The organism is Shigella sp. FJ200513 (genome assembly GCF_040495915.1).
Classification (GTDB): Bacteria; Pseudomonadota; Gammaproteobacteria; order Enterobacterales; family Enterobacteriaceae; genus ECMA0423.
Window position 1 is genome coordinate 18,147 of sequence record NZ_JBDYCV010000012.1, and the last position, 19,423, is coordinate 37,569.

18 protein-coding genes and 2 pseudogenes are annotated in these 19,423 nt (G+C 49.5%); 13 read left to right on the top strand and 7 right to left on the bottom strand.

Translation table 11 applies throughout. The annotated features are described in order from the left end of the window. Positions 1–376 precede the first annotated feature (376 nt). From topA to acnA, 6 genes are all read left to right on the top strand, one after another. Positions 377–2,974 (top strand): type I DNA topoisomerase, encoded by a 2,598-nt coding sequence (topA, locus tag ABZJ92_RS04455; RefSeq protein WP_024259893.1) that lies wholly within the window; start codon positions 377–379, stop codon positions 2,972–2,974. Positions 2,975–3,183: 209 nt separating this feature from the next. After that, complete coding sequence (gene cysB, locus ABZJ92_RS04460; RefSeq protein WP_000776246.1) at positions 3,184–4,158, top strand: HTH-type transcriptional regulator CysB; 975 nt, start codon at positions 3,184–3,186, stop codon at positions 4,156–4,158. 318 nt (positions 4,159–4,476) lie between these two features. Continuing rightward, the gene (locus ABZJ92_RS04465) at positions 4,477–4,617 is read left to right on the top strand and encodes a YmiA family putative membrane protein (protein WP_001300896.1); all 141 of its coding nucleotides are present in this window, start codon (positions 4,477–4,479) and stop codon (positions 4,615–4,617) included. A 2-nt stretch (positions 4,618–4,619) separates the two neighbouring features. Beyond that, a complete protein-coding gene (gene yciX / locus ABZJ92_RS04470) occupies positions 4,620–4,787 on the top strand; it encodes a protein YciX (protein WP_000233043.1) in 168 nt (55 codons plus the stop codon). Positions 4,788–4,900: 113 nt separating this feature from the next. Beyond that, entirely contained in the window at positions 4,901–4,996 is a 96-nt protein-coding gene (gene ymiC, locus ABZJ92_RS04475) for a small membrane protein YmiC (protein ID WP_001310756.1), read from the top strand. A gap of 163 nt (positions 4,997–5,159) precedes the next feature. Next, entirely contained in the window at positions 5,160–7,835 is a 2,676-nt protein-coding gene (gene acnA / locus ABZJ92_RS04480; RefSeq protein ID WP_000099514.1) for an aconitate hydratase AcnA, read from the top strand. Positions 7,836–7,898: 63 nt separating this feature from the next. Here the strand turns inward: acnA and ribA are convergent, their stop codons facing one another. Continuing rightward, positions 7,899–8,489, bottom strand: a complete 591-nt coding sequence (gene ribA / locus ABZJ92_RS04485; protein WP_001176295.1) for a GTP cyclohydrolase II — start codon at positions 8,487–8,489, stop codon at positions 7,899–7,901. Between the two features lie 169 nt (positions 8,490–8,658). On the opposite strand from ribA, the gene pgpB reads away from it, so the two are divergent. The 5 genes from pgpB (at position 8,659) to yciH (ending at position 12,312) form a co-directional block, all read left to right on the top strand. Beyond that, a complete protein-coding gene (pgpB, locus tag ABZJ92_RS04490; RefSeq protein WP_001256538.1) occupies positions 8,659–9,423 on the top strand; it encodes a phosphatidylglycerophosphatase B in 765 nt (254 codons plus the stop codon). Positions 9,424–9,571: 148 nt separating this feature from the next. After that, a complete protein-coding gene (gene lapA / locus ABZJ92_RS04495; RefSeq protein ID WP_000876286.1) occupies positions 9,572–9,880 on the top strand; it encodes a lipopolysaccharide assembly protein LapA in 309 nt (102 codons plus the stop codon). Positions 9,881–9,886: 6 nt separating this feature from the next. Beyond that, the gene (lapB, locus tag ABZJ92_RS04500) at positions 9,887–11,056 is read left to right on the top strand and encodes a lipopolysaccharide assembly protein LapB (RefSeq protein ID WP_000891355.1); all 1,170 of its coding nucleotides are present in this window, start codon (positions 9,887–9,889) and stop codon (positions 11,054–11,056) included. A gap of 192 nt (positions 11,057–11,248) precedes the next feature. Then, the gene (gene pyrF, locus ABZJ92_RS04505) at positions 11,249–11,986 is read left to right on the top strand and encodes an orotidine-5'-phosphate decarboxylase (RefSeq protein ID WP_000176258.1); all 738 of its coding nucleotides are present in this window, start codon (positions 11,249–11,251) and stop codon (positions 11,984–11,986) included. Then, positions 11,986–12,312, top strand: coding sequence for a stress response translation initiation inhibitor YciH (yciH, locus tag ABZJ92_RS04510; protein ID WP_005049711.1), 327 nt, complete (start codon positions 11,986–11,988; stop codon positions 12,310–12,312). Before pyrF ends, yciH begins: the two co-directional genes overlap by 1 nt. A 125-nt stretch (positions 12,313–12,437) precedes the next feature. Here the strand turns inward: yciH and osmB are convergent, their stop codons facing one another. The 3 genes from osmB to ABZJ92_RS04525 all read right to left on the bottom strand — a co-directional run bounded on the left by osmB (position 12,438) and on the right by ABZJ92_RS04525 (position 13,937). Further along, a complete protein-coding gene (osmB, locus tag ABZJ92_RS04515; RefSeq protein WP_000498253.1) occupies positions 12,438–12,656 on the bottom strand; it encodes an osmotically-inducible lipoprotein OsmB in 219 nt (72 codons plus the stop codon). Positions 12,657–12,924: 268 nt separating this feature from the next. Next, positions 12,925–13,674 (bottom strand): DNA-binding transcriptional regulator YciT, encoded by a 750-nt coding sequence (gene yciT / locus ABZJ92_RS04520; protein ID WP_001088621.1) that lies wholly within the window; start codon positions 13,672–13,674, stop codon positions 12,925–12,927. Positions 13,675–13,763: 89 nt separating this feature from the next. Then, positions 13,764–13,937 carry a YciZ family protein gene (locus ABZJ92_RS04525; protein WP_001288369.1) on the bottom strand — a complete coding sequence of 58 codons (174 nt, stop codon included), beginning with the start codon at positions 13,935–13,937 and terminating at the stop codon, positions 13,764–13,766. A gap of 37 nt (positions 13,938–13,974) precedes the next feature. Here ABZJ92_RS04525 and ymiD point away from each other — a divergent pair, with 37 nt between their 5' ends. After that, positions 13,975–14,103, top strand: coding sequence for a protein YmiD (gene ymiD, locus ABZJ92_RS04530; RefSeq protein ID WP_211180493.1), 129 nt, complete (start codon positions 13,975–13,977; stop codon positions 14,101–14,103). Here ymiD and pdeR read toward each other — a convergent pair. Continuing rightward, a pseudogene (gene pdeR, locus ABZJ92_RS04535) lies at positions 14,085–16,059 on the bottom strand (cyclic di-GMP phosphodiesterase). The gene ymiD and the pseudogene pdeR sit on opposite strands and share 19 nt — an antisense overlap. 53 nt (positions 16,060–16,112) lie before the next feature. On the opposite strand from pdeR, the pseudogene ABZJ92_RS04540 reads away from it, so the two are divergent. Beyond that, positions 16,113–16,216: pseudogene (locus ABZJ92_RS04540) on the top strand (hypothetical protein). 77 nt (positions 16,217–16,293) lie between these two features. Here ABZJ92_RS04540 and rnb read toward each other — a convergent pair. Beyond that, positions 16,294–18,228 carry an exoribonuclease II gene (gene rnb / locus ABZJ92_RS04545; protein WP_000485028.1) on the bottom strand — a complete coding sequence of 645 codons (1,935 nt, stop codon included), beginning with the start codon at positions 18,226–18,228 and terminating at the stop codon, positions 16,294–16,296. A gap of 67 nt (positions 18,229–18,295) precedes the next feature. Then, complete coding sequence (locus ABZJ92_RS04550) at positions 18,296–19,423, bottom strand: carboxymuconolactone decarboxylase family protein (RefSeq protein WP_005049719.1); 1,128 nt, start codon at positions 19,421–19,423, stop codon at positions 18,296–18,298.

Genomic DNA, 19,423 nt, shown 5'->3' on the forward strand with positions numbered 1-19,423 from the left:
TTACTCCTTAAACAAGGACATTAGTCTACGCCAGGCATGGCTTGCAGACAAATATACCACGCTGGTGGCAAGAGCGCCTTACTGGCAACTTTGGATTTTGCATGCTAATAAAGTTGCGTATCGGATTTTATCAGGTACAGTGTGACGCTTTCGTCAATCTGGCAATAGATTTGCTTGACATTCGACCAAAAATCCGTCGTGCTATAGCGCCTGTAGGCCAAGACCTGTTAACTCAGTCACCTGAATTTTCGTGAACAGAGTCACGACAAGGGGTTGATATCCGCAGAGAGCGAGTCCATATCGGTAACTCGTTGCCAGTGGAAGGTTTATCAACGTGCGACGCATTCCTGGAAGAATCAAATTAGGTAAGGTGAATATGGGTAAAGCTCTTGTCATCGTTGAGTCCCCGGCAAAAGCCAAAACGATCAACAAGTATCTGGGTTGTGACTACGTGGTGAAATCCAGCGTCGGTCACATCCGCGATTTGCCGACCAGTGGCTCAGCTGCCAAAAAGAGTGCCGACTCTACCTCCACCAAGACGGCTAAAAAGCCTAAAAAGGATGAACGTGGCGCTCTCGTCAACCGTATGGGGGTTGACCCGTGGCACAATTGGGAGGCGCACTATGAAGTGTTGCCTGGTAAAGAGAAGGTCGTCTCTGAACTGAAACAACTGGCTGAAAAAGCCGACCACATCTATCTCGCAACCGACCTTGACCGCGAAGGGGAAGCCATTGCATGGCACCTGCGGGAAGTGATTGGTGGTGATGATGCGCGCTATAGCCGAGTGGTGTTTAACGAAATTACTAAAAACGCGATCCGCCAGGCATTTAACAAACCGGGTGAGCTGAATATTGATCGTGTTAATGCCCAGCAGGCGCGTCGCTTTATGGACCGCGTGGTGGGGTATATGGTTTCGCCGCTGCTGTGGAAAAAGATCGCTCGTGGTCTGTCTGCCGGTCGTGTGCAGTCGGTGGCGGTCCGCCTGGTGGTAGAGCGTGAGCGTGAAATTAAAGCGTTCGTACCGGAAGAGTTCTGGGAAGTCGATGCCAGCACGACTACGCCATCTGGTGAAGCGTTGGAGTTGCAGGTGACTCATCAGAATGACAAACCGTTCCGTCCGGTCAACAAAGAACAAACTCAGGCTGCGGTAAGTCTGCTGGAAAAAGCGCGCTACAGCGTGCTGGAACGTGAAGACAAACCGACAACCAGTAAACCTGGCGCTCCTTTTATTACCTCTACGCTGCAACAAGCTGCCAGCACCCGTCTTGGTTTTGGCGTGAAAAAAACCATGATGATGGCGCAGCGTTTGTATGAAGCAGGCTATATCACTTACATGCGTACCGACTCCACTAACCTGAGTCAGGACGCGGTAAATATGGTTCGCGGTTATATCAGCGATAATTTTGGTAAGAAATATCTGCCGGAAAGTCCGAATCAGTACGCCAGCAAAGAAAACTCACAGGAAGCGCACGAAGCGATTCGTCCTTCTGACGTCAATGTGATGGCGGAATCGCTGAAGGATATGGAAGCAGATGCGCAGAAACTGTACCAGTTAATCTGGCGTCAGTTCGTTGCCTGCCAGATGACCCCAGCGAAATATGACTCCACGACGCTGACCGTTGGTGCGGGCGATTTCCGCCTGAAAGCACGCGGTCGTATTTTGCGCTTTGATGGCTGGACAAAAGTGATGCCTGCACTGCGTAAAGGCGATGAAGATCGTATCTTACCGGCAGTCGATAAAGGCGATGCTCTGACGCTCGTTGAACTAACACCAGCCCAGCACTTTACCAAGCCGCCAGCCCGTTTCAGTGAAGCATCGCTGGTTAAAGAACTGGAAAAACGTGGTATCGGTCGTCCGTCTACCTATGCGTCGATCATTTCGACCATTCAGGATCGTGGCTATGTGCGAGTAGAAAATCGTCGTTTCTATGCGGAAAAAATGGGCGAAATCGTCACCGATCGCCTTGAAGAAAATTTCCGCGAGTTAATGAACTACGACTTTACCGCGCAGATGGAAAACAGCCTCGACCAGGTGGCAAATCACGAAGCAGAGTGGAAAGCTGTACTGGATCACTTCTTCTCGGATTTCACCCAGCAGTTAGATAAAGCTGAAAAAGATCCGGAAGAGGGTGGTATGCGCCCGAACCAGATGGTTCTGACCAGCATTGACTGCCCGACTTGTGGTCGCAAAATGGGGATTCGCACAGCGAGTACCGGGGTATTCCTTGGCTGTTCTGGCTATGCGCTGCCGCCGAAAGAGCGTTGCAAAACCACCATTAACCTGGTGCCGGAAAACGAAGTGCTGAACGTGCTGGAAGGCGAAGATGCTGAAACCAACGCGCTGCGCGCAAAACGTCGTTGCCCGAAATGCGGCACGGCGATGGACAGCTATCTCATCGATCCGAAACGTAAGTTGCATGTCTGTGGTAATAACCCAACCTGCGACGGTTACGAGATCGAAGAGGGCGAATTCCGCATTAAAGGTTATGACGGCCCGATCGTTGAGTGTGAAAAATGTGGCTCTGAAATGCACCTGAAAATGGGGCGTTTCGGTAAATACATGGCCTGCACCAACGAAGAGTGTAAAAACACACGTAAGATTTTACGTAACGGTGAAGTGGCACCACCGAAAGAAGATCCGGTGCCATTACCTGAGCTGCCGTGCGAAAAATCAGATGCTTATTTCGTGCTGCGTGACGGTGCTGCCGGTGTGTTCCTGGCTGCCAACACTTTCCCGAAATCGCGTGAAACGCGTGCGCCACTGGTGGAAGAGCTTTATCGCTTCCGCGACCGTCTGCCGGAAAAACTGCGTTATCTGGCCGATGCGCCACAGCAGGATCCGGAAGGTAATAAGACCATGGTTCGCTTTAGCCGTAAAACCAAACAGCAATATGTCTCTTCGGAAAAAGACGGAAAGGCGACTGGCTGGTCAGCATTTTATGTTGATGGCAAATGGGTTGAAGGAAAAAAATAACCTTTAATTCTGTCAGGTTTTTATAAACAAAGGGTCGCGAAAGCGGCCCTTTTTTATTGCATATTATTTTTTCTTCACACCTATACACTAAGGCTATAAATGATATAGTGGTTATAGTTAGCACCTTTTTTATTATTAAATCGTATTAGTCACCCGCCAGGTGTGACGAAAAAACGATGTTCTGATGGCGTCTAAGTGGATGGTTTAACATGAAATTACAACAACTTCGCTATATTGTTGAGGTGGTCAATCATAACCTGAATGTCTCATCAACAGCGGAAGGACTTTACACATCACAACCCGGGATCAGTAAACAAGTCAGAATGCTGGAAGACGAGCTAGGCATTCAAATTTTTTCCCGAAGCGGCAAGCACCTGACGCAGGTAACGCCAGCAGGACAAGAAATAATTCGTATCGCTCGCGAAGTCCTGTCGAAAGTCGATGCCATAAAATCGGTTGCCGGTGAGCACACCTGGCCGGATAAAGGCTCGCTGTATATCGCCACCACGCATACCCAGGCACGCTACGCGTTACCAAACGTTATCAAAGGCTTTATTGAGCGTTATCCCCGCGTTTCTTTGCATATGCACCAGGGCCCGCCGACACAAATTGCTGATGCCGTCTCTAAAGGCAATGCCGATTTCGCTATCGCCACAGAAGCGCTGCATCTGTATGAAGATTTAGTGATGTTACCGTGCTACCACTGGAATCGGGCTATTGTAGTCACTCCGGATCACCCGCTGGCAGGCAAAAAAGCCATTACCATTGAAGAACTGGCGCAATATCCGTTGGTGACATATACCTTCGGCTTTACCGGACGTTCAGAACTGGATACTGCCTTTAACCGCGCAGGGTTAACGCCGCGTATCGTTTTCACGGCAACGGATGCTGACGTCATTAAAACTTACGTCCGGTTAGGGCTGGGGGTAGGGGTCATTGCCAGCATGGCGGTGGATCCGGTCGCCGATCCCGACCTTGTGCGCGTTGATGCTCACGATATCTTCAGCCACAGTACAACCAAAATTGGTTTTCGCCGTAGTACTTTTTTGCGCAGTTATATGTATGATTTCATTCAGCGTTTTGCACCGCATTTAACGCGTGATGTCGTTGATGCGGCTGTCGCATTGCGCTCCAATGAAGAAATTGAGGTCATGTTTAAAGATATAAAACTGCCGGAAAAATAATTTCTTGCGTTATTTTCGGCACCTTTTATGTAGCGAAGGTGCCGGAATATATTCTCTTTTGTTACTTATTTCTATACCGTGCACAATATTTTTATCCCTCATATTTATAGGGTAAATTACCTGTAAAGTAGTGTCTAATTACCCGCCTCGCAAATTCCAGTTTTCAAATATCTATTTCAGGTCAAAAGATTGAATTATTCACTGGAGACGATTCGTAAATTCGCTGGATTTTTGACTAAAGTTTCTTTAGGATTTGTCTCATCGTATGATTAATTACACCAATCATTCAACGTCTTGCTGATAAGTGATGGCGATTATATGAGGTTAGCAATGCCTTCTGGAAATCAGGAACCCCGCCGTGATCCTGAATTAAAACGTAAAGCCTGGCTGGCGGTTTTTCTTGGTTCTGCACTTTTCTGGGTGGTTGTCGCACTGCTGATTTGGAAAGTGTGGGGATAACTATGGTCGGTCAGGAGCAACTGGAGTCGTCACCATTATGCCAGCATAGTGACAATGAACCAGAAACGAAACGGGAATGTTCCGTCGTTATTCCAGACGACTGGCAACTAACATCGCAGCAGCAAGCCTTTATAGAACTGTTTGCTGAAGATGATCAGCCGAAACAATAATTATCATCATTCTTATTACCCATTTTTAATGAATTAAAGGGCTTTTAATACACCGCAGCAATAACAGCTTGAGTTATCTCAACACAAAATAATAACCGTTAAGGGTGTAGCCTATGATCAACACAAATATGAAATATTGGTCCTGGATGGGCGCGTTTTCTCTGTCGATGCTCTTCTGGGCCGAACTCCTCTGGATCATTACTCACTGATCCTTGACCCCGCTGCGGCGGGGTTGTCATTTGCTTTGCCACAAGGTTTCTCCTCTTTTATCAATTTGGGTTGTTATCAAATCGTTACGCGATGTTTGTGTTATCTTTAATATTCACCCTGAAGAGAATCAGGGCTTCGCAACCCTGTCATTAAGGAGGAGCTATGTCGTCAACCCTACGAGAAGCCAGTAAGGACACGTTGCAGGCCAAAGATAAAACTTACCACTACTACAGCCTGCCGCTTGCTGCTAAATCACTGGGCGATATCACCCGTCTACCCAAGTCACTCAAAGTTTTGCTCGAAAACCTGCTGCGCTGGCAGGATGGTAACTCAGTTACCGAAGAGGATATCCACGCACTGGCGGGATGGCTGAAAAATGCCCATGCTGACCGTGAAATTGCCTACCGCCCGGCAAGGGTGCTGATGCAGGACTTTACCGGCGTACCTGCCGTTGTTGATCTGGCGGCAATGCGCGAAGCGGTTAAACGCCTCGGTGGCGATACTGCAAAGGTTAACCCGCTCTCACCGGTCGACCTGGTCATTGACCACTCGGTGACCGTCGATCGTTTTGGTGATGATGAGGCATTTGAAGAAAACGTACGCCTGGAAATGGAGCGCAACCACGAACGTTATGTGTTCCTGAAATGGGGAAAGCAAGCGTTCAGTCGGTTTAGCGTCGTGCCGCCAGGCACAGGCATTTGCCATCAGGTTAACCTCGAATATCTCGGCAAAGCAGTGTGGAGCGAATTGCAGGACGGTGAATGGATTGCTTATCCGGATACACTCGTTGGTACTGACTCGCACACCACTATGATCAACGGCCTTGGCGTGCTGGGGTGGGGCGTGGGTGGGATCGAAGCAGAAGCCGCCATGTTAGGCCAGCCGGTTTCCATGCTTATCCCGGACGTAGTGGGCTTTAAACTTACCGGAAAATTACGTGAAGGTATTACCGCCACAGACCTGGTTCTCACTGTTACCCAAATGCTGCGCAAACATGGCGTGGTGGGGAAATTCGTCGAATTTTATGGTGATGGTCTGGATTCACTACCGTTGGCGGATCGCGCCACCATTGCCAATATGTCGCCAGAATATGGTGCCACCTGTGGCTTCTTCCCAATCGATGCAGTAACCCTCGATTACATGCGTTTAAGCGGGCGCAGCGAAGATCAGGTCGAGTTGGTCGAAAAATATGCCAAAGCGCAGGGCATGTGGCGTAACCCGGGCGATGAACCGATTTTTACCAGTATGTTAGAACTGGATATGAATGACGTTGAAGCGAGCCTGGCAGGGCCAAAACGCCCACAGGATCGCGTTGCACTGCCCGATGTACCAAAAGCATTTGCCGCCAGTAACGAACTGAAAGTGAATGCCACGCATAAAGATCGCCTGCCAGTCGATTATGTTATGAACGGACATCAGTATCAGTTACCTGATGGCGCTGTGGTCATTGCTGCGATAACCTCGTGCACCAACACCTCTAACCCAAGTGTGCTGATGGCCGCAGGCTTGCTGGCGAAAAAAGCCGTAACTCTTGGCCTCAAGCGGCAACCGTGGGTCAAAGCGTCGTTGGCACCGGGTTCGAAAGTCGTTTCTGATTATCTGGCAAAAGCGAAACTGACACCGTATCTCGACGAACTGGGGTTTAACCTTGTGGGATACGGTTGTACCACCTGTATTGGTAACTCTGGGCCGCTGCCCGATCCTATCGAAACGGCAATCAAAAAAGGCGATTTAACCGTCGGTGCGGTGCTGTCCGGCAACCGTAACTTTGAAGGCCGTATCCATCCGCTGGTTAAAACTAACTGGCTGGCCTCGCCACCGCTGGTGGTTGCCTATGCGCTGGCGGGAAATATGAATATCAACCTGGCTTCTGAGCCTATCGGCCATGATCGCAAAGGCGAGCCGGTTTATCTGAAAGATATCTGGCCATCGGCACAAGAAATTGCCCGTGCGGTAGAACAAGTCTCCACAGAAATGTTCCGCAAAGAGTACGCAGAAGTTTTTGAAGGCACAGCAGAGTGGAAGGAAATTAACGTCACACGATCCGATACCTACGGTTGGCAGGAGGACTCAACCTATATTCGCTTATCGCCTTTCTTTGATGAAATGCAGGCAACACCAGCACCAGTGGAAGATATTCACGGTGCGCGGATCCTCGCAATGCTGGGGGATTCAGTCACCACTGACCATATCTCTCCGGCGGGCAGTATTAAGCCCGACAGCCCAGCGGGTCGATATCTACAAGGTCGGGGTGTTGAGCGAAAAGACTTTAACTCCTACGGTTCGCGGCGTGGTAACCATGAAGTGATGATGCGCGGCACCTTCGCCAATATTCGCATCCGTAATGAAATGGTGCCTGGCGTTGAAGGGGGGATGACGCGGCATTTACCTGACAGCGACGTAGTCTCTATTTATGATGCTGCGATGCGCTATAAGCAGGAGCAAACGCCGCTGGCGGTGATTGCCGGGAAAGAGTATGGATCAGGCTCAAGCCGTGACTGGGCGGCAAAAGGACCTCGTCTGCTTGGAATTCGTGTGGTGATTGCCGAATCGTTTGAACGAATTCACCGTTCGAATTTAATTGGCATGGGCATCCTGCCGCTGGAATTTCCGCAAGGCGTGACGCGTAAAACGTTAGGGCTAACCGGGGAAGAGAAGATTGATATTGGCGATCTGCAAAATCTACAACCTGGCGCGACGGTTCCGGTGACGCTTACGCGCGCGGATGGTAGCCAGGAAGTCGTACCCTGCCGTTGTCGTATCGACACCGCGACGGAGTTGACCTACTACCAGAACGACGGCATTTTGCATTATGTCATTCGTAATATGTTGAAGTAACAAGTATTTGCTTGCCGGTTATTTTGCTTCCGGCAAGCAAATGAATTACACGATGCAAGAGGGTTATTTGTTCAGCAAATGGCCCATTTTCTCGGCTTTGGTATCGAGATAATGTTCGTTATTGGGGTTACGACCTACAATCAATGGTACGCGTTCAACAATATTAATCCCTGCTTCGGTCAGAATTTCGACTTTTTTCGGGTTATTGGTTAACAAGCGGACTTCATTGACGCCAAGGAGTTTGAACATATCAGCGCAAAGAGTGAAGTCGCGCTCATCAGCGGCGAAGCCTAACTGGTGGTTAGCCTCTACGGTATCGTAACCTTGATCCTGCAGTGCGTAAGCGCGGATTTTATTCAGCAGACCAATGTTACGACCTTCCTGACGGTGATACAGCAAAATACCACGGCCTTCCTCGGCAATTTGCGTCAATGCCGCTTCGAGCTGGAAGCCACAATCGCAGCGCAAGCTGAACAGGGCGTCACCGGTCAGACATTCGGAATGGACGCGCGCAAGTACCGGGGTATGCCCGGAAATATCGCCATAGACTAGCGCAACATGATCGTGTCCGGTTGCCAGTTCTTCAAATCCCACCATCAGGAAATCGCCCCATGGGGTTGGCAGTTTGGCTTCTGCCACACGTTTAAGCTGCATGAAATTCTCCAGATAATGCTGGTTCTGTATTGGCTTATTTTGCCATAACGAGAAGGGGTTCACCTAATCACGACGCGTCGATCGTTCACGGAATGGCACAAATCTGTCAATTTTTCTTGGAACTGGCATTTTCAGTTATGATTGTGGGACTTATCAAAAAGGAGAGGCCATGCGTTCGATTGCCCGACGTACCGCAGTGGGAGCTGCACTATTGCTTGTCATGCCAGTAGCCGTATGGATTTCTGGCTGGCGTTGGCAACCTGGAGAACAAAGTTGGCTACTAAAAGCGGCTTTTTGGGTTACTGAAACTGTCACCCAGCCCTGGGGCGTCATTACACATTTGATTTTGTTCGGCTGGTTTCTCTGGTGTCTGCGTTTTCGCATTAAGGCTGCCTTTGTATTATTTGCCATTCTGGCGGCGGCAATCCTTGTTGGACAAGGCGTTAAATCCTGGATCAAAGACAAAGTACAGGAACCACGACCTTTTGTTATCTGGTTGGAAAAAACACATCATATTCCGGTTGATGAGTTCTACACTTTAAAGCGAGCAGAACGCGGAAATCTAGTAAAAGAACAGTTGGCTGAAGAGAAAAATATTCCACAATATTTGCGTTCACACTGGCAGAAAGAGACGGGGTTTGCCTTTCCTTCCGGTCACACGATGTTTGCTGCCAGTTGGGCACTGCTGGCCGTTGGTTTGCTGTGGCCGCGTCGGCGAACGTTAACCATTGCTATCTTGTTGGTCTGGGCAACGGGAGTCATGGGAAGCCGCCTGCTGCTCGGGATGCATTGGCCACGCGATCTGGTGGTAGCTACGTTGATTTCGTGGGCGCTGGTGGCGGTGGCAACGTGGCTTGCGCAACGAATTTGTGGGCCATTAACACCACCTGCGGAAGAAAATCGCGAAATTGCACAACGAGAACAAGAAAGTTAACGCTGGTTGATTTTCCGAATTTAGGCCTTAAATCATCAACAATGCGCGTGGATGCCATTTCGCAGACGGCGCGAAAATGGTACTTTAAAGGGCTATTGCGGTAAGTTGACCATAATTTATTCGCTCTAACCACATAACGGGAAGTAATGTGAAATATTTACTCATTTTCTTACTGGTGTTAGCGATCTTCGTGATTTCGGTCACGTTGGGTGCGCAGAACGATCAACAGGTGACGTTTAATTATCTGTTAGCGCAAGGGGAGTACCGTATTTCCACATTGCTGGCGGTATTGTTTGCTGCGGGGTTTGCTATCGGTTGGTTGATTTGTGGCCTGTTCTGGCTGCGAGTTCGTGTTTCCCTGGCGCGCGCTGAACGTAAAATAAAGCGACTGGAAAACCAGCTTTCACCCGCGACTGACGTGGCTGTAGTGCCGCACTCGTCAGCGGCGAAGGAATAACTTTCTATGCTGGAGTTGTTGTTTCTGCTTTTGCCTGTAGCCGCTGCCTATGGCTGGTATATGGGCCGCAGAAGTGCGCAACAAAACAAGCAAGATGAAGCCAACCGCTTGTCGCGTGATTACGTAGCGGGGGTTAACTTCCTGCTTAGTAATCAACAGGATAAAGCGGTAGACCTGTTTCTCGATATGCTTAAAGAGGATACAGGCACCGTTGAAGCCCACCTTACGCTCGGAAACCTGTTCCGTTCGCGTGGCGAAGTTGATCGCGCTATTCGCATCCATCAGACCCTAATGGAAAGCGCCTCGCTGACCTATGAACAGCGTCTGTTGGCGATTCAACAACTGGGGCGTGATTACATGGCCGCCGGGTTATACGACCGCGCGGAAGACATGTTCAATCAGCTGACCGATGAAACTGACTTCCGCATTGGCGCGCTGCAACAGTTGCTACAAATCTACCAGGCTACCAGTGAGTGGCAGAAAGCAATTGATGTTGCCGAACGCCTGGTGAAGCTGGGTAAAGATAAACAGCGCGTCGAAATTGCCCATTTCTACTGTGAGTTAGCCCTGCAGCATATGGCCAGCGACGATCTCGATCGTGCCATGACCTTGCTAAAAAAAGGGGCGGCGGCAGATAAAAACAGCGCCCGCGTATCCATCATGATGGGACGCGTGTTTATGGCGAAAGGAGAATACGCCAAAGCCGTCGAAAGTTTGCAACGCGTCATATCCCAGGACAGAGAACTGGTCAGCGAAACGCTGGAAATGTTGCAAACCTGCTATCAGCAGTTGGGTAAAACTGCCGAATGGGCAGAATTCCTGCAACGCGCGGTGGAAGAGAACACCGGTGCCGATGCTGAATTGATGCTTGCTGATATCATCGAAGCGCGCGACGGTAGTGAGGCTGCACAGGTCTATATTACACGCCAGCTTCAGCGTCATCCGACCATGCGTGTATTCCATAAGCTAATGGATTACCACTTAAATGAAGCGGAAGAAGGGCGCGCCAAAGAGAGTCTGATGGTGCTGCGTGACATGGTTGGCGAGAAGGTGCGTAGTAAGCCTCGTTATAGCTGCCAGAAATGTGGTTTTACCGCATACACCCTCTACTGGCATTGTCCGTCTTGTCGTGCCTGGTCAACTATTAAACCGATTCGCGGTCTTGATGGCCTGTAATTTTTAAAAAAATCCGACTTTAGTTACAACATACTAGTTATTGATGTCCCATTGTGCTCCGGCAACGACGGAGCAGAAAAAGCCTGCTAGGGGAAAAATCGCAACTGTTAATTTTTTATTTTCACGGGTAGAATGCTCGCCGTTTACCTGTTTCGCGCCACTCCCGGTGCCCATCATCAAGAAGGTCTGGTCATGACGTTAACTGCTTCATCTTCTTCCCGCGCCGTTACGAATTCTCCTGTGGTTGTTGCCCTTGATTATCATAATTGTGATGACGCGCTGTCCTTTGTCGACAAGATCGACCCACGCGATTGTCGTCTGAAGGTCGGTAAAGAGATGTTTACATTGTTTGGGCCACAGTTTGTGCGCGAACTTCAACAGCGTGGTTTTGATATCTTTCTTGACCTGAAATTCCACGATATCCCCAACACTGCAGCGCACGCTGTCGCTGCTGCAGCTGACTTAGGCGTGTGGATGGTGAATGTTCATGCCTCCGGTGGGGCGCGTATGATGACCGCAGCGCGTGAGGCACTGGTTCCGTTTGGCAAAGATGCACCGCTTTTGATTGCTGTGACAGTGTTGACCAGCATGGAAGCCAGCGACCTGGCCGATCTTGGCGTGACACTGTCACCTGCAGATTATGCAGAACGTCTGGCAGCACTGACGCAAAAATGTGACCTTGATGGTGTGGTGTGTTCTGCTCAGGAAGCTGTGCGCTTTAAACAGGTATTCGGTCAGGAGTTCAAACTGGTTACACCGGGCATTCGTCCGCAGGGGAGTGAAGCTGGTGACCAGCGCCGCATTATGACGCCAGAACAGGCGTTGGCGGCTGGTGTTGATTATATGGTGATTGGTCGCCCGGTAACGCAATCGGTAGATCCAGCGCAGACACTGAAAGCGATCAACGCCTCTTTACAGCGGAGTGCATGATGAGTGATTCCAACAGCCGTCTGGTCTACTCAACGGAAACCGGGCGTATTGATGAGCCCAAAGCGGCCCCAGTACGCCCTAAAGGCGATGGAGCGGTGCGTATTCAGCGTCAGACCAGTGGACGTAAAGGTAAGGGCGTTTGCCTGATTACCGGTATCGATCTCGATGATGCCGAACTGACAAAACTTGCAGCGGAACTGAAGAAAAAATGCGGCTGCGGCGGAGCAGTTAAAGATGGAGTTATTGAAATCCAGGGCGATAAGCGTGATTTATTAAAATCACTACTTGAAGCGAAAGGGATGAAGGTAAAACTCGCAGGCGGTTAACATAAAAAGCCACGGATATATCCGTGGCTTTCGAATATTTTACTGTGTGTATTATTCAGTTATTTCGTACTGAACAGAATCAAGCGTATTATAATTGCGAGTCGATAATCGACATTTATTTACGATTATTTACCGACCTGGTGACCAATAACACCACCGACAGCTGCACCACCTAATGTACCCAACGTACTGCCATCGGTCAGTACTGCACCGCCTAATGCCCCTGCACCCGCGCCGATTGCGGTGTTGCGGTCCCGTTTAGACCAGTTAGAACAGGCACTCAGAGACATTGCCAAAGTAATTGCCAGAACAGCCGCGGTCATTTTTTTGCTCGTTACAAACATAATACTCTCTCCTGAATTTATGATTCACGGAAGTAAGCTCTCTATAACTATAATAGCTAAGAATAAGCCTGGTGAAATTATTCCGTGAAATCTGCTCGCGCGCAGGGTTATATCACGCAGGTGATAATTACTTCCTGTTATATCGCTGATAATAATTTTATATCTTGAGAGTGTTAATAACAGGTAAATAGTCTTAATTATCAACCAGGAATCATCTTAGAGCGGATGATTTGCCAAACTGCAAATCATCCGTAGAGAAGGGAAATGGTTAAATGTCAACGACGTGAACGGTGAGTTTACTGTGCTCAAGATGCATCAGATCGCTGGCGCGTATTTTCGAATCGGTAATCACGCGATTGAATCGCTCAACGGGACCGATGGAGTATGAATGTACAGCACCAAATTTCGAGCTGTCAGTCAGGACTATCGCTTCGCACTCTTTTTCCAGCACGGCATTGACCACATCGGTGCGCATCATATCGCGACCGGTGAATCCAGTTTCAGGTTGCCAGCCATCAATACCAATAAATGCTTTGCTGAAATGTACCTGCTGGATGCACTGGCGTGTCAAAGGGCCAACCATACTTTCGCTTTTTTTCTGGTACACGCCACCGAGCAAAATGACTTCACAAGGCGCGTCTTTCAGCAAATGCGCGATGTAGCTGCTGACCGTGATGATAGTGACATTTTTCTTCTGCTCCCCCAGAGTCCGGGCGAGCAGGGCATTGCTGCTGCCATTTTCGATAAAGATGGTTTCGCCCGGTTGAACCAGTGACGCGGCAAACTCGGCGAGTTCACGCTTCAGCGTATAGTTGCTCATCATACGGGTTTCGACGTCATCACTATCAAGCGAAACTGCAAAGCCATGTGCACGGCGGAGGTAACTCAGTTTTTCGAGGGTGTTGAGATCCTGGCGAATGGTAACTTCAGAAACTCCAGTGGCTTTTGCCAGATCGGTTACGCTAACCTGACCCTGGTCAATGACCATCTGTAGAATAGTTTGTTGTCGGGAATTCATCGCTGTAATTCTTATAACGTTATAATACTAAATAAAAAAATACTGACGCGCCGGGCATCCTCAAATAGGAAAACCTGAAGGCACGATTGTTAAATCTCCCACGGTGTCTTCGGGATGTCTGGCGTAGATTCAGCAACCTGGCGCAAGAGTTCTGCTTTAAGTATCTCGAGATTATGGATCGCAGAGTGGTAATCGCCTGCCACAAGGATATCTAACACAATATCAATACGTTCGGCAACGCGCTGGGCATCAAATTCAGACATCAAGGACATCCTTATAGCAAAAGGGGGAAAATGAATAATGCAAAAATTGCCGCTAAAAGAGAAGTGTTTAACAGCAACGGCTAATTATCATCCAGGAATACGATATATAATGACGGGATATAGCGCTAAGTATATATATTCATCTACTTATGCGCGCTTCAGATAGCGTTTATACCAGCGTTCGAAGGCGACGGCGGGCATCGGTTTGGCAAACAAAAATCCTTGCCGCTCATTGATCCCGTTCTTGGTTAAAAAAGCATCTTCCTTTGCACTCTCTACACCTTCGGCGATCACCTGAAGATTCAATGCCTGGGCCACAGCGACGATCGCCCGGACCAGTGACTGCGAGACAGGTTGTTTGTGAATATCTCGAACAAAAACCTGGTCAAGTTTGATGGCATCGATCGGAAAGCGCGCCAGTTGCGAAAGTGAAGAGTAGCCGGTACCAAAATCATCCAGATGCACTTGCGCACCTAGTTGGCTAAATTGTTGAATAACAGACAGTGCCAGTTCATCATTCTCAATCAGACAACTCTCTGTCAGTTCAACATCTATAGGGCAGTATTCAAAATTGAGTTCCTGGAGAACCTGTTTCAGGGCGGTGAAAATGGTTTGATCGGCGAGCTGACGTGCAGAAATATTTACCGCCACTCGCAGGTTTATGCCTTTATCCCGCCACTTTGCCACCTGGCGTACGACATCGAGAATCACCCAACGGCCTAAAGGCACAATTAGCCCTGACTCTTCGGCGTAGGAAATGAAGTCCAACGGTGGAATCAACCCACGTTCAGGTGACTGCCAACGTACTAGTGCTTCCAGACTGCGCACTTCGACACGCTAGGTGATTTTCGATAACCAACTGATCGTTTTCCAGTGCTTTACGCAAGTTGGTATCCAGCCAGAGATATTCAAATACCCGCTGATTCATTTCTGGAGTAAAAACGCAAAATTGTCCTCGTCCGCCTTCCTTCGCTGTGTACATTGCTGTGTCGGCGTGACGAATAATAGTCGCGCTGTCCGAACCATGTTCGGGAGAGAGCGAAATACCTACTGAACAGCTGGTATAAACTTCAATTAAACCAATACGAAAGGGGAGGCGTAAGCGGGTCAAAATTCGTGATGCCATTGCTTCCAGCGCGCTTTGTGAGGTATTGGATGCCAGTACCAGAAACTCATCGCCACCTGGACGCGCCAACACCTGGTCATGTTCGAGACAGCTTAAAATAGCCAATGACACGTCGCGTAATAACTGGTCACCAAACAAATGCCCATAGGCGTCGTTGACCTTTTTAAAATTATCCAAATCAAGATACACAACCCCAACTTTATTGTTATCTGCCTGATTAATAGCGTGATCGATTAACTCCTGCATTGCGTTACGATTCGGCAGTCCGGTGATACTGTCGGTATTTGCCAGAATACGCAGTCGCTCCTGAGTGCGGCGCTCTTCGGTAATGTCGGTACCGGAACAGATTAAAAAAATCTCGTTTTTGCCACTGCCGCTGTGGACAAATTTATTGCGAAACAGAAACAGCCGCTGGCCTTTACGTGTTGGTATCCACAGTTCGACTTCATATGCATTGCCGCTTCGAAAAAATACACGGTTATTGCGCCTGGATGCCGCAGCTTCACGACGGCTCATAAACAGTTTAAACACGCTTTACCCAATGACGTCGTGTTCTTTCAACCCTGTGTAATCTTCACATAACCGATTGAAGCGTTGGATATTCCCCCGGCTGTCGAGAATCACTATTGCGGAATGTGCTTCAGAAACTACCTGCTCAGCAAAGGAAAGCCCGTGTGATAAATCACGAGCAACCGCCGGTGTGTCATGCCATGCAGACGCGTTGCCAGCCCATTCCCGTTTATTGATTTTTCGTCCTACCAGATGCACAGAAAGATCGCTTTCATCGACGGTCAGACTCATCATCAGGCTGGAGGTGATGACCGTCATTTCCCTGATGCGAGCAGCCTGTTCGGCAGATAACTGCAATGTACGATCAGGTTCTGTGGTTTTGGTGGTAGAAAAGCGCAAAGCATCGCTGCTTTCCGTCAACCGCCAGTATGGATTGTGCGATCCGAGAAAGTTGTACAACGTTGTGGACTCCCTAACGGTTTTCATGATGCATATCCTCCGGTTAACAGCGGAGTCCGCGGTTAAATAAAAGGAACAACATGACTTACATGAAATTAACGGCGGCTAAACGCATTGTTTTTTTATATATTTATTTGTAATCCAGTTTTGGAAAAACGCCAGTTTTCAAACGAAAGTCAGTTAAAAAATCTGCCTGGATATAACGAAGGTAGAGCGGGGAAATAAACGGCCCATCCATGAGGAATGGGCCGTGAAAGGAGATTACGCGACCGGGCGCGCAATAATGCTGCGGGTTTCCATGCGGACTTCGGCAATGGTGACGTCAATAACGTCAGTTACTTTGTAAACCGTTTCACCTTTAATTTGTACAGTGCCGTTTTCCTGGCTGCAAACCAGTTCATCGCGCACAGCGTGTAAGAAAGGTGCCGGAATAAAGGCGATAGCGCCGTTATCAACCAAACGCACACGCATGCCGCCACGGCTGATATCGACAATTTCCGCCGCGAAACGGGTGCCGGTCCCGGCTTTATCTTTCAGGAAGCGTGCGTATAACCAGTCGCCAACATCACGTTCTGCCATCCGGTTGAGACGGCGACGTTCGGCCATTTGGACAGTGATTTCATCCTGCGGACGCGTCGCAGTTTCGCCTTTGATAACCGCTTTCAGCAGACGGTGGTTGATCATGTCGCCATATTTACGGATCGGCGAAGTCCAGGTGGCGTATGCTTCCAGACCGAGGCCAAAGTGAGGACCGGGTTCAGAGCTAATTTCAGCAAATGACTGGAAGCGACGAATGCGGCTGTCGAGGAAACCAGTTGGTTGCGCATCCAGTTCACGACGCAGTTTGCAGAAACCGTCCAGCGTGAGCACTTCTTCGGCATCGACATGCAGACCGTGCGTTTTCAGCAACGCTGCCAGCGCGTCGGCATTCGCCGGATCAAAGCCCATATGCACGTTATAGATGCCAAAACCGAGCTTATCGCGCAGTACGCGGGCCGCACAAATGTTAGCGGCAATCATCGCTTCTTCGACGATACGGTTGGCAATGCGACGAGGCTCGGCGACGATATCCAGCACTTCACCTTTTTCACCGAGAATAAAGCGGTAATCCGGGCGATCTTTAAACACCAGTGCGTGGTTATGACGCCACTCGCCGCGGCGTTGGCAAATTTGCGCTAGCAAACGGACTTGTTCGGCAATTGCTTCACTTTCAGGCTTCCAGTCACCGGTATTTTCCAGCCAGTCAGAAACCTGGTCATACACCAGCTTCGCTTTGGATTCGATGGTGGCGGCAAAGAATTCGATATTATCTTCAATGGTGCCATCAGCGGAGAGCGTCATGCGGCATGCCAGTACCGGGCGGACTTCATTGGCGCGCAGTGAGCAGAGATCGTCAGAAAGCTCGCGAGGCAGCATAGGGATGTTGAAGCCAGGCAGATAGTTGGTGAATGCGCGAATTTTCGCGGCTTTGTCCAGCTTGCTGCCTTCAGCAATCCACGCGGTTGGATCGGCAATCGCCACAATCAGCTGAAGTTTGTCATCCGGCAGCGCCTTAGCGAAAAGGGCGTCATCCATATCTTCAGTGCTGGCACTGTCGATGGTGACAAAATCCAGCGAGGTCAGATCTTCACGAACCAGACCTTCATCGAGCATTTCGGTAGCGACGCCGTCTGGTGCTTCTTTTTCCAGATTATGGCGCGCAAGGGTAACCCACCACGGTACAAAGTGGTCGTCACCAAAAGTGATGTATTGTGTCAGTTCAGCATAGAAAGAACGATCGCCTTTCAGCGGATGACGGCGCATTTCGGCAACCGCCCAGTCGCCTTCTTTAAACTCGTGGTTCAGGCCACGGGCTGCGCGGCAAGGAATGGCGTCTTTTAAAAGTGGATGATCAGGAACGATGGTCAGACGGTCATTTTTGCCCTGAACTTTACCCACGAAACGAGTCAGGAACGGTTCAACCAGTTCTTCTGGCTCTGCGGATTCACGTTCTTTTTCACTGTGGATCACCGCGATAATTCGGTCGCCATGCATGACTTTTTTCATCTGCGGCGGCGGAATGAAATAACTTTTTTGTGCGTCGACTTCCAGGAAGCCAAAGCCTTTTTCTGTGGCTTTTACCACCCCTTCAGCGCGTGGCGTCTGGGAATGCAGTTGCTGTTTAAGCTGCGCTAGCAGCGGGTTGTCCTGAAACATAATTGTCTATTTTGGTGGCCATTAGAGCGGCTGACAGTTTTACGCGAATCTGTCTGACGCGGCAAGGTTAATATGTCTCACCCAACGCGATTTTTAAGCGATTTATCCAGCCACACAGCCCGCTCCATACCAGCAGATTAATAATCTGCGTTGATGATTTTTCGTGTTCGAGTAAAGGGCTGAACTGGGCGGCGCTAAAGCGATCGGGTGCTCGGGTCAGCCATTGTATCGCCTGAACGGTAGCGCGCTCAACAGAATGACGGTCAGCCCATCGGTTAATTTCATTTTCGCCCTTGCGCAGAAGGGTGCTGATTTTTTTATATTCATTTGATGAATCCATACAGGTGGAAAAACAAGCAGGACTGCCATTTATACGCGCGCATAACAACGCCGCAAGCTGATTATCCGGCTGTGCATTGACCCGTGTGCTGTTTAACAACTTTTCGAGAAGGGAAAGTGAAATAGGGTGGAGAGAGAGTGTTTCGGCCAGTTGGCAAAGTTCTGCAGTTGAACTTTTTGTGTGCTCTTCAGGTAGTTTTTCCACCTCATAGCTGCTTCGCCAGCGTATTGATTCATCAGCAAACAGTGACGCGTCGGCGTAGTTTTGTATCGCCAGCCCGGGTAACCAGCGTACCGGATGCCCGAGATAAGCCTGAAATGTCGCAATTGTCCGCGCCTGAAAGCCAATAAAACCAATGATTTGGTTAATGATCACACAGTCCCAGACAGTAAGACCGACGTCATTCAGATGCTGGCGCGATCGGTTGTCGATAATAGAAGGCGAGCTAGCCAGTTGGCGGGCATATTGCGTGATTTGTGCCAACCGATGATTACTTTCCCTGGAGGAATCAGGTCCGGGGAGCGGCGTAAGTCGCGCCGAATAGTAGTTACATAACCGCTGGACGCCGCAAACCTGAGCAACCGTCAGGGCCGTCGACAAGCGTTCATAAGCGGTGAAGGTTTGTGAACGGGTCACGGTAAGCTGGTCAGGGAACAACTCCACTGCAAGAACGCGCGCAGGGACCAGCCATGAAAGGAAGGGGGCCAGCGTCTCTTCATCAAGGATCACGTCGAGCAGAAAGGGATCGCTGACCTTTGCGGCTTCCGGGACCAGAGGCAGAACGTCATACTCCGTAGTACTGGATTGCGTTTCATGATACCAGTGGCTTTTGCCGGTGATGTGGCGTTGTTCCAT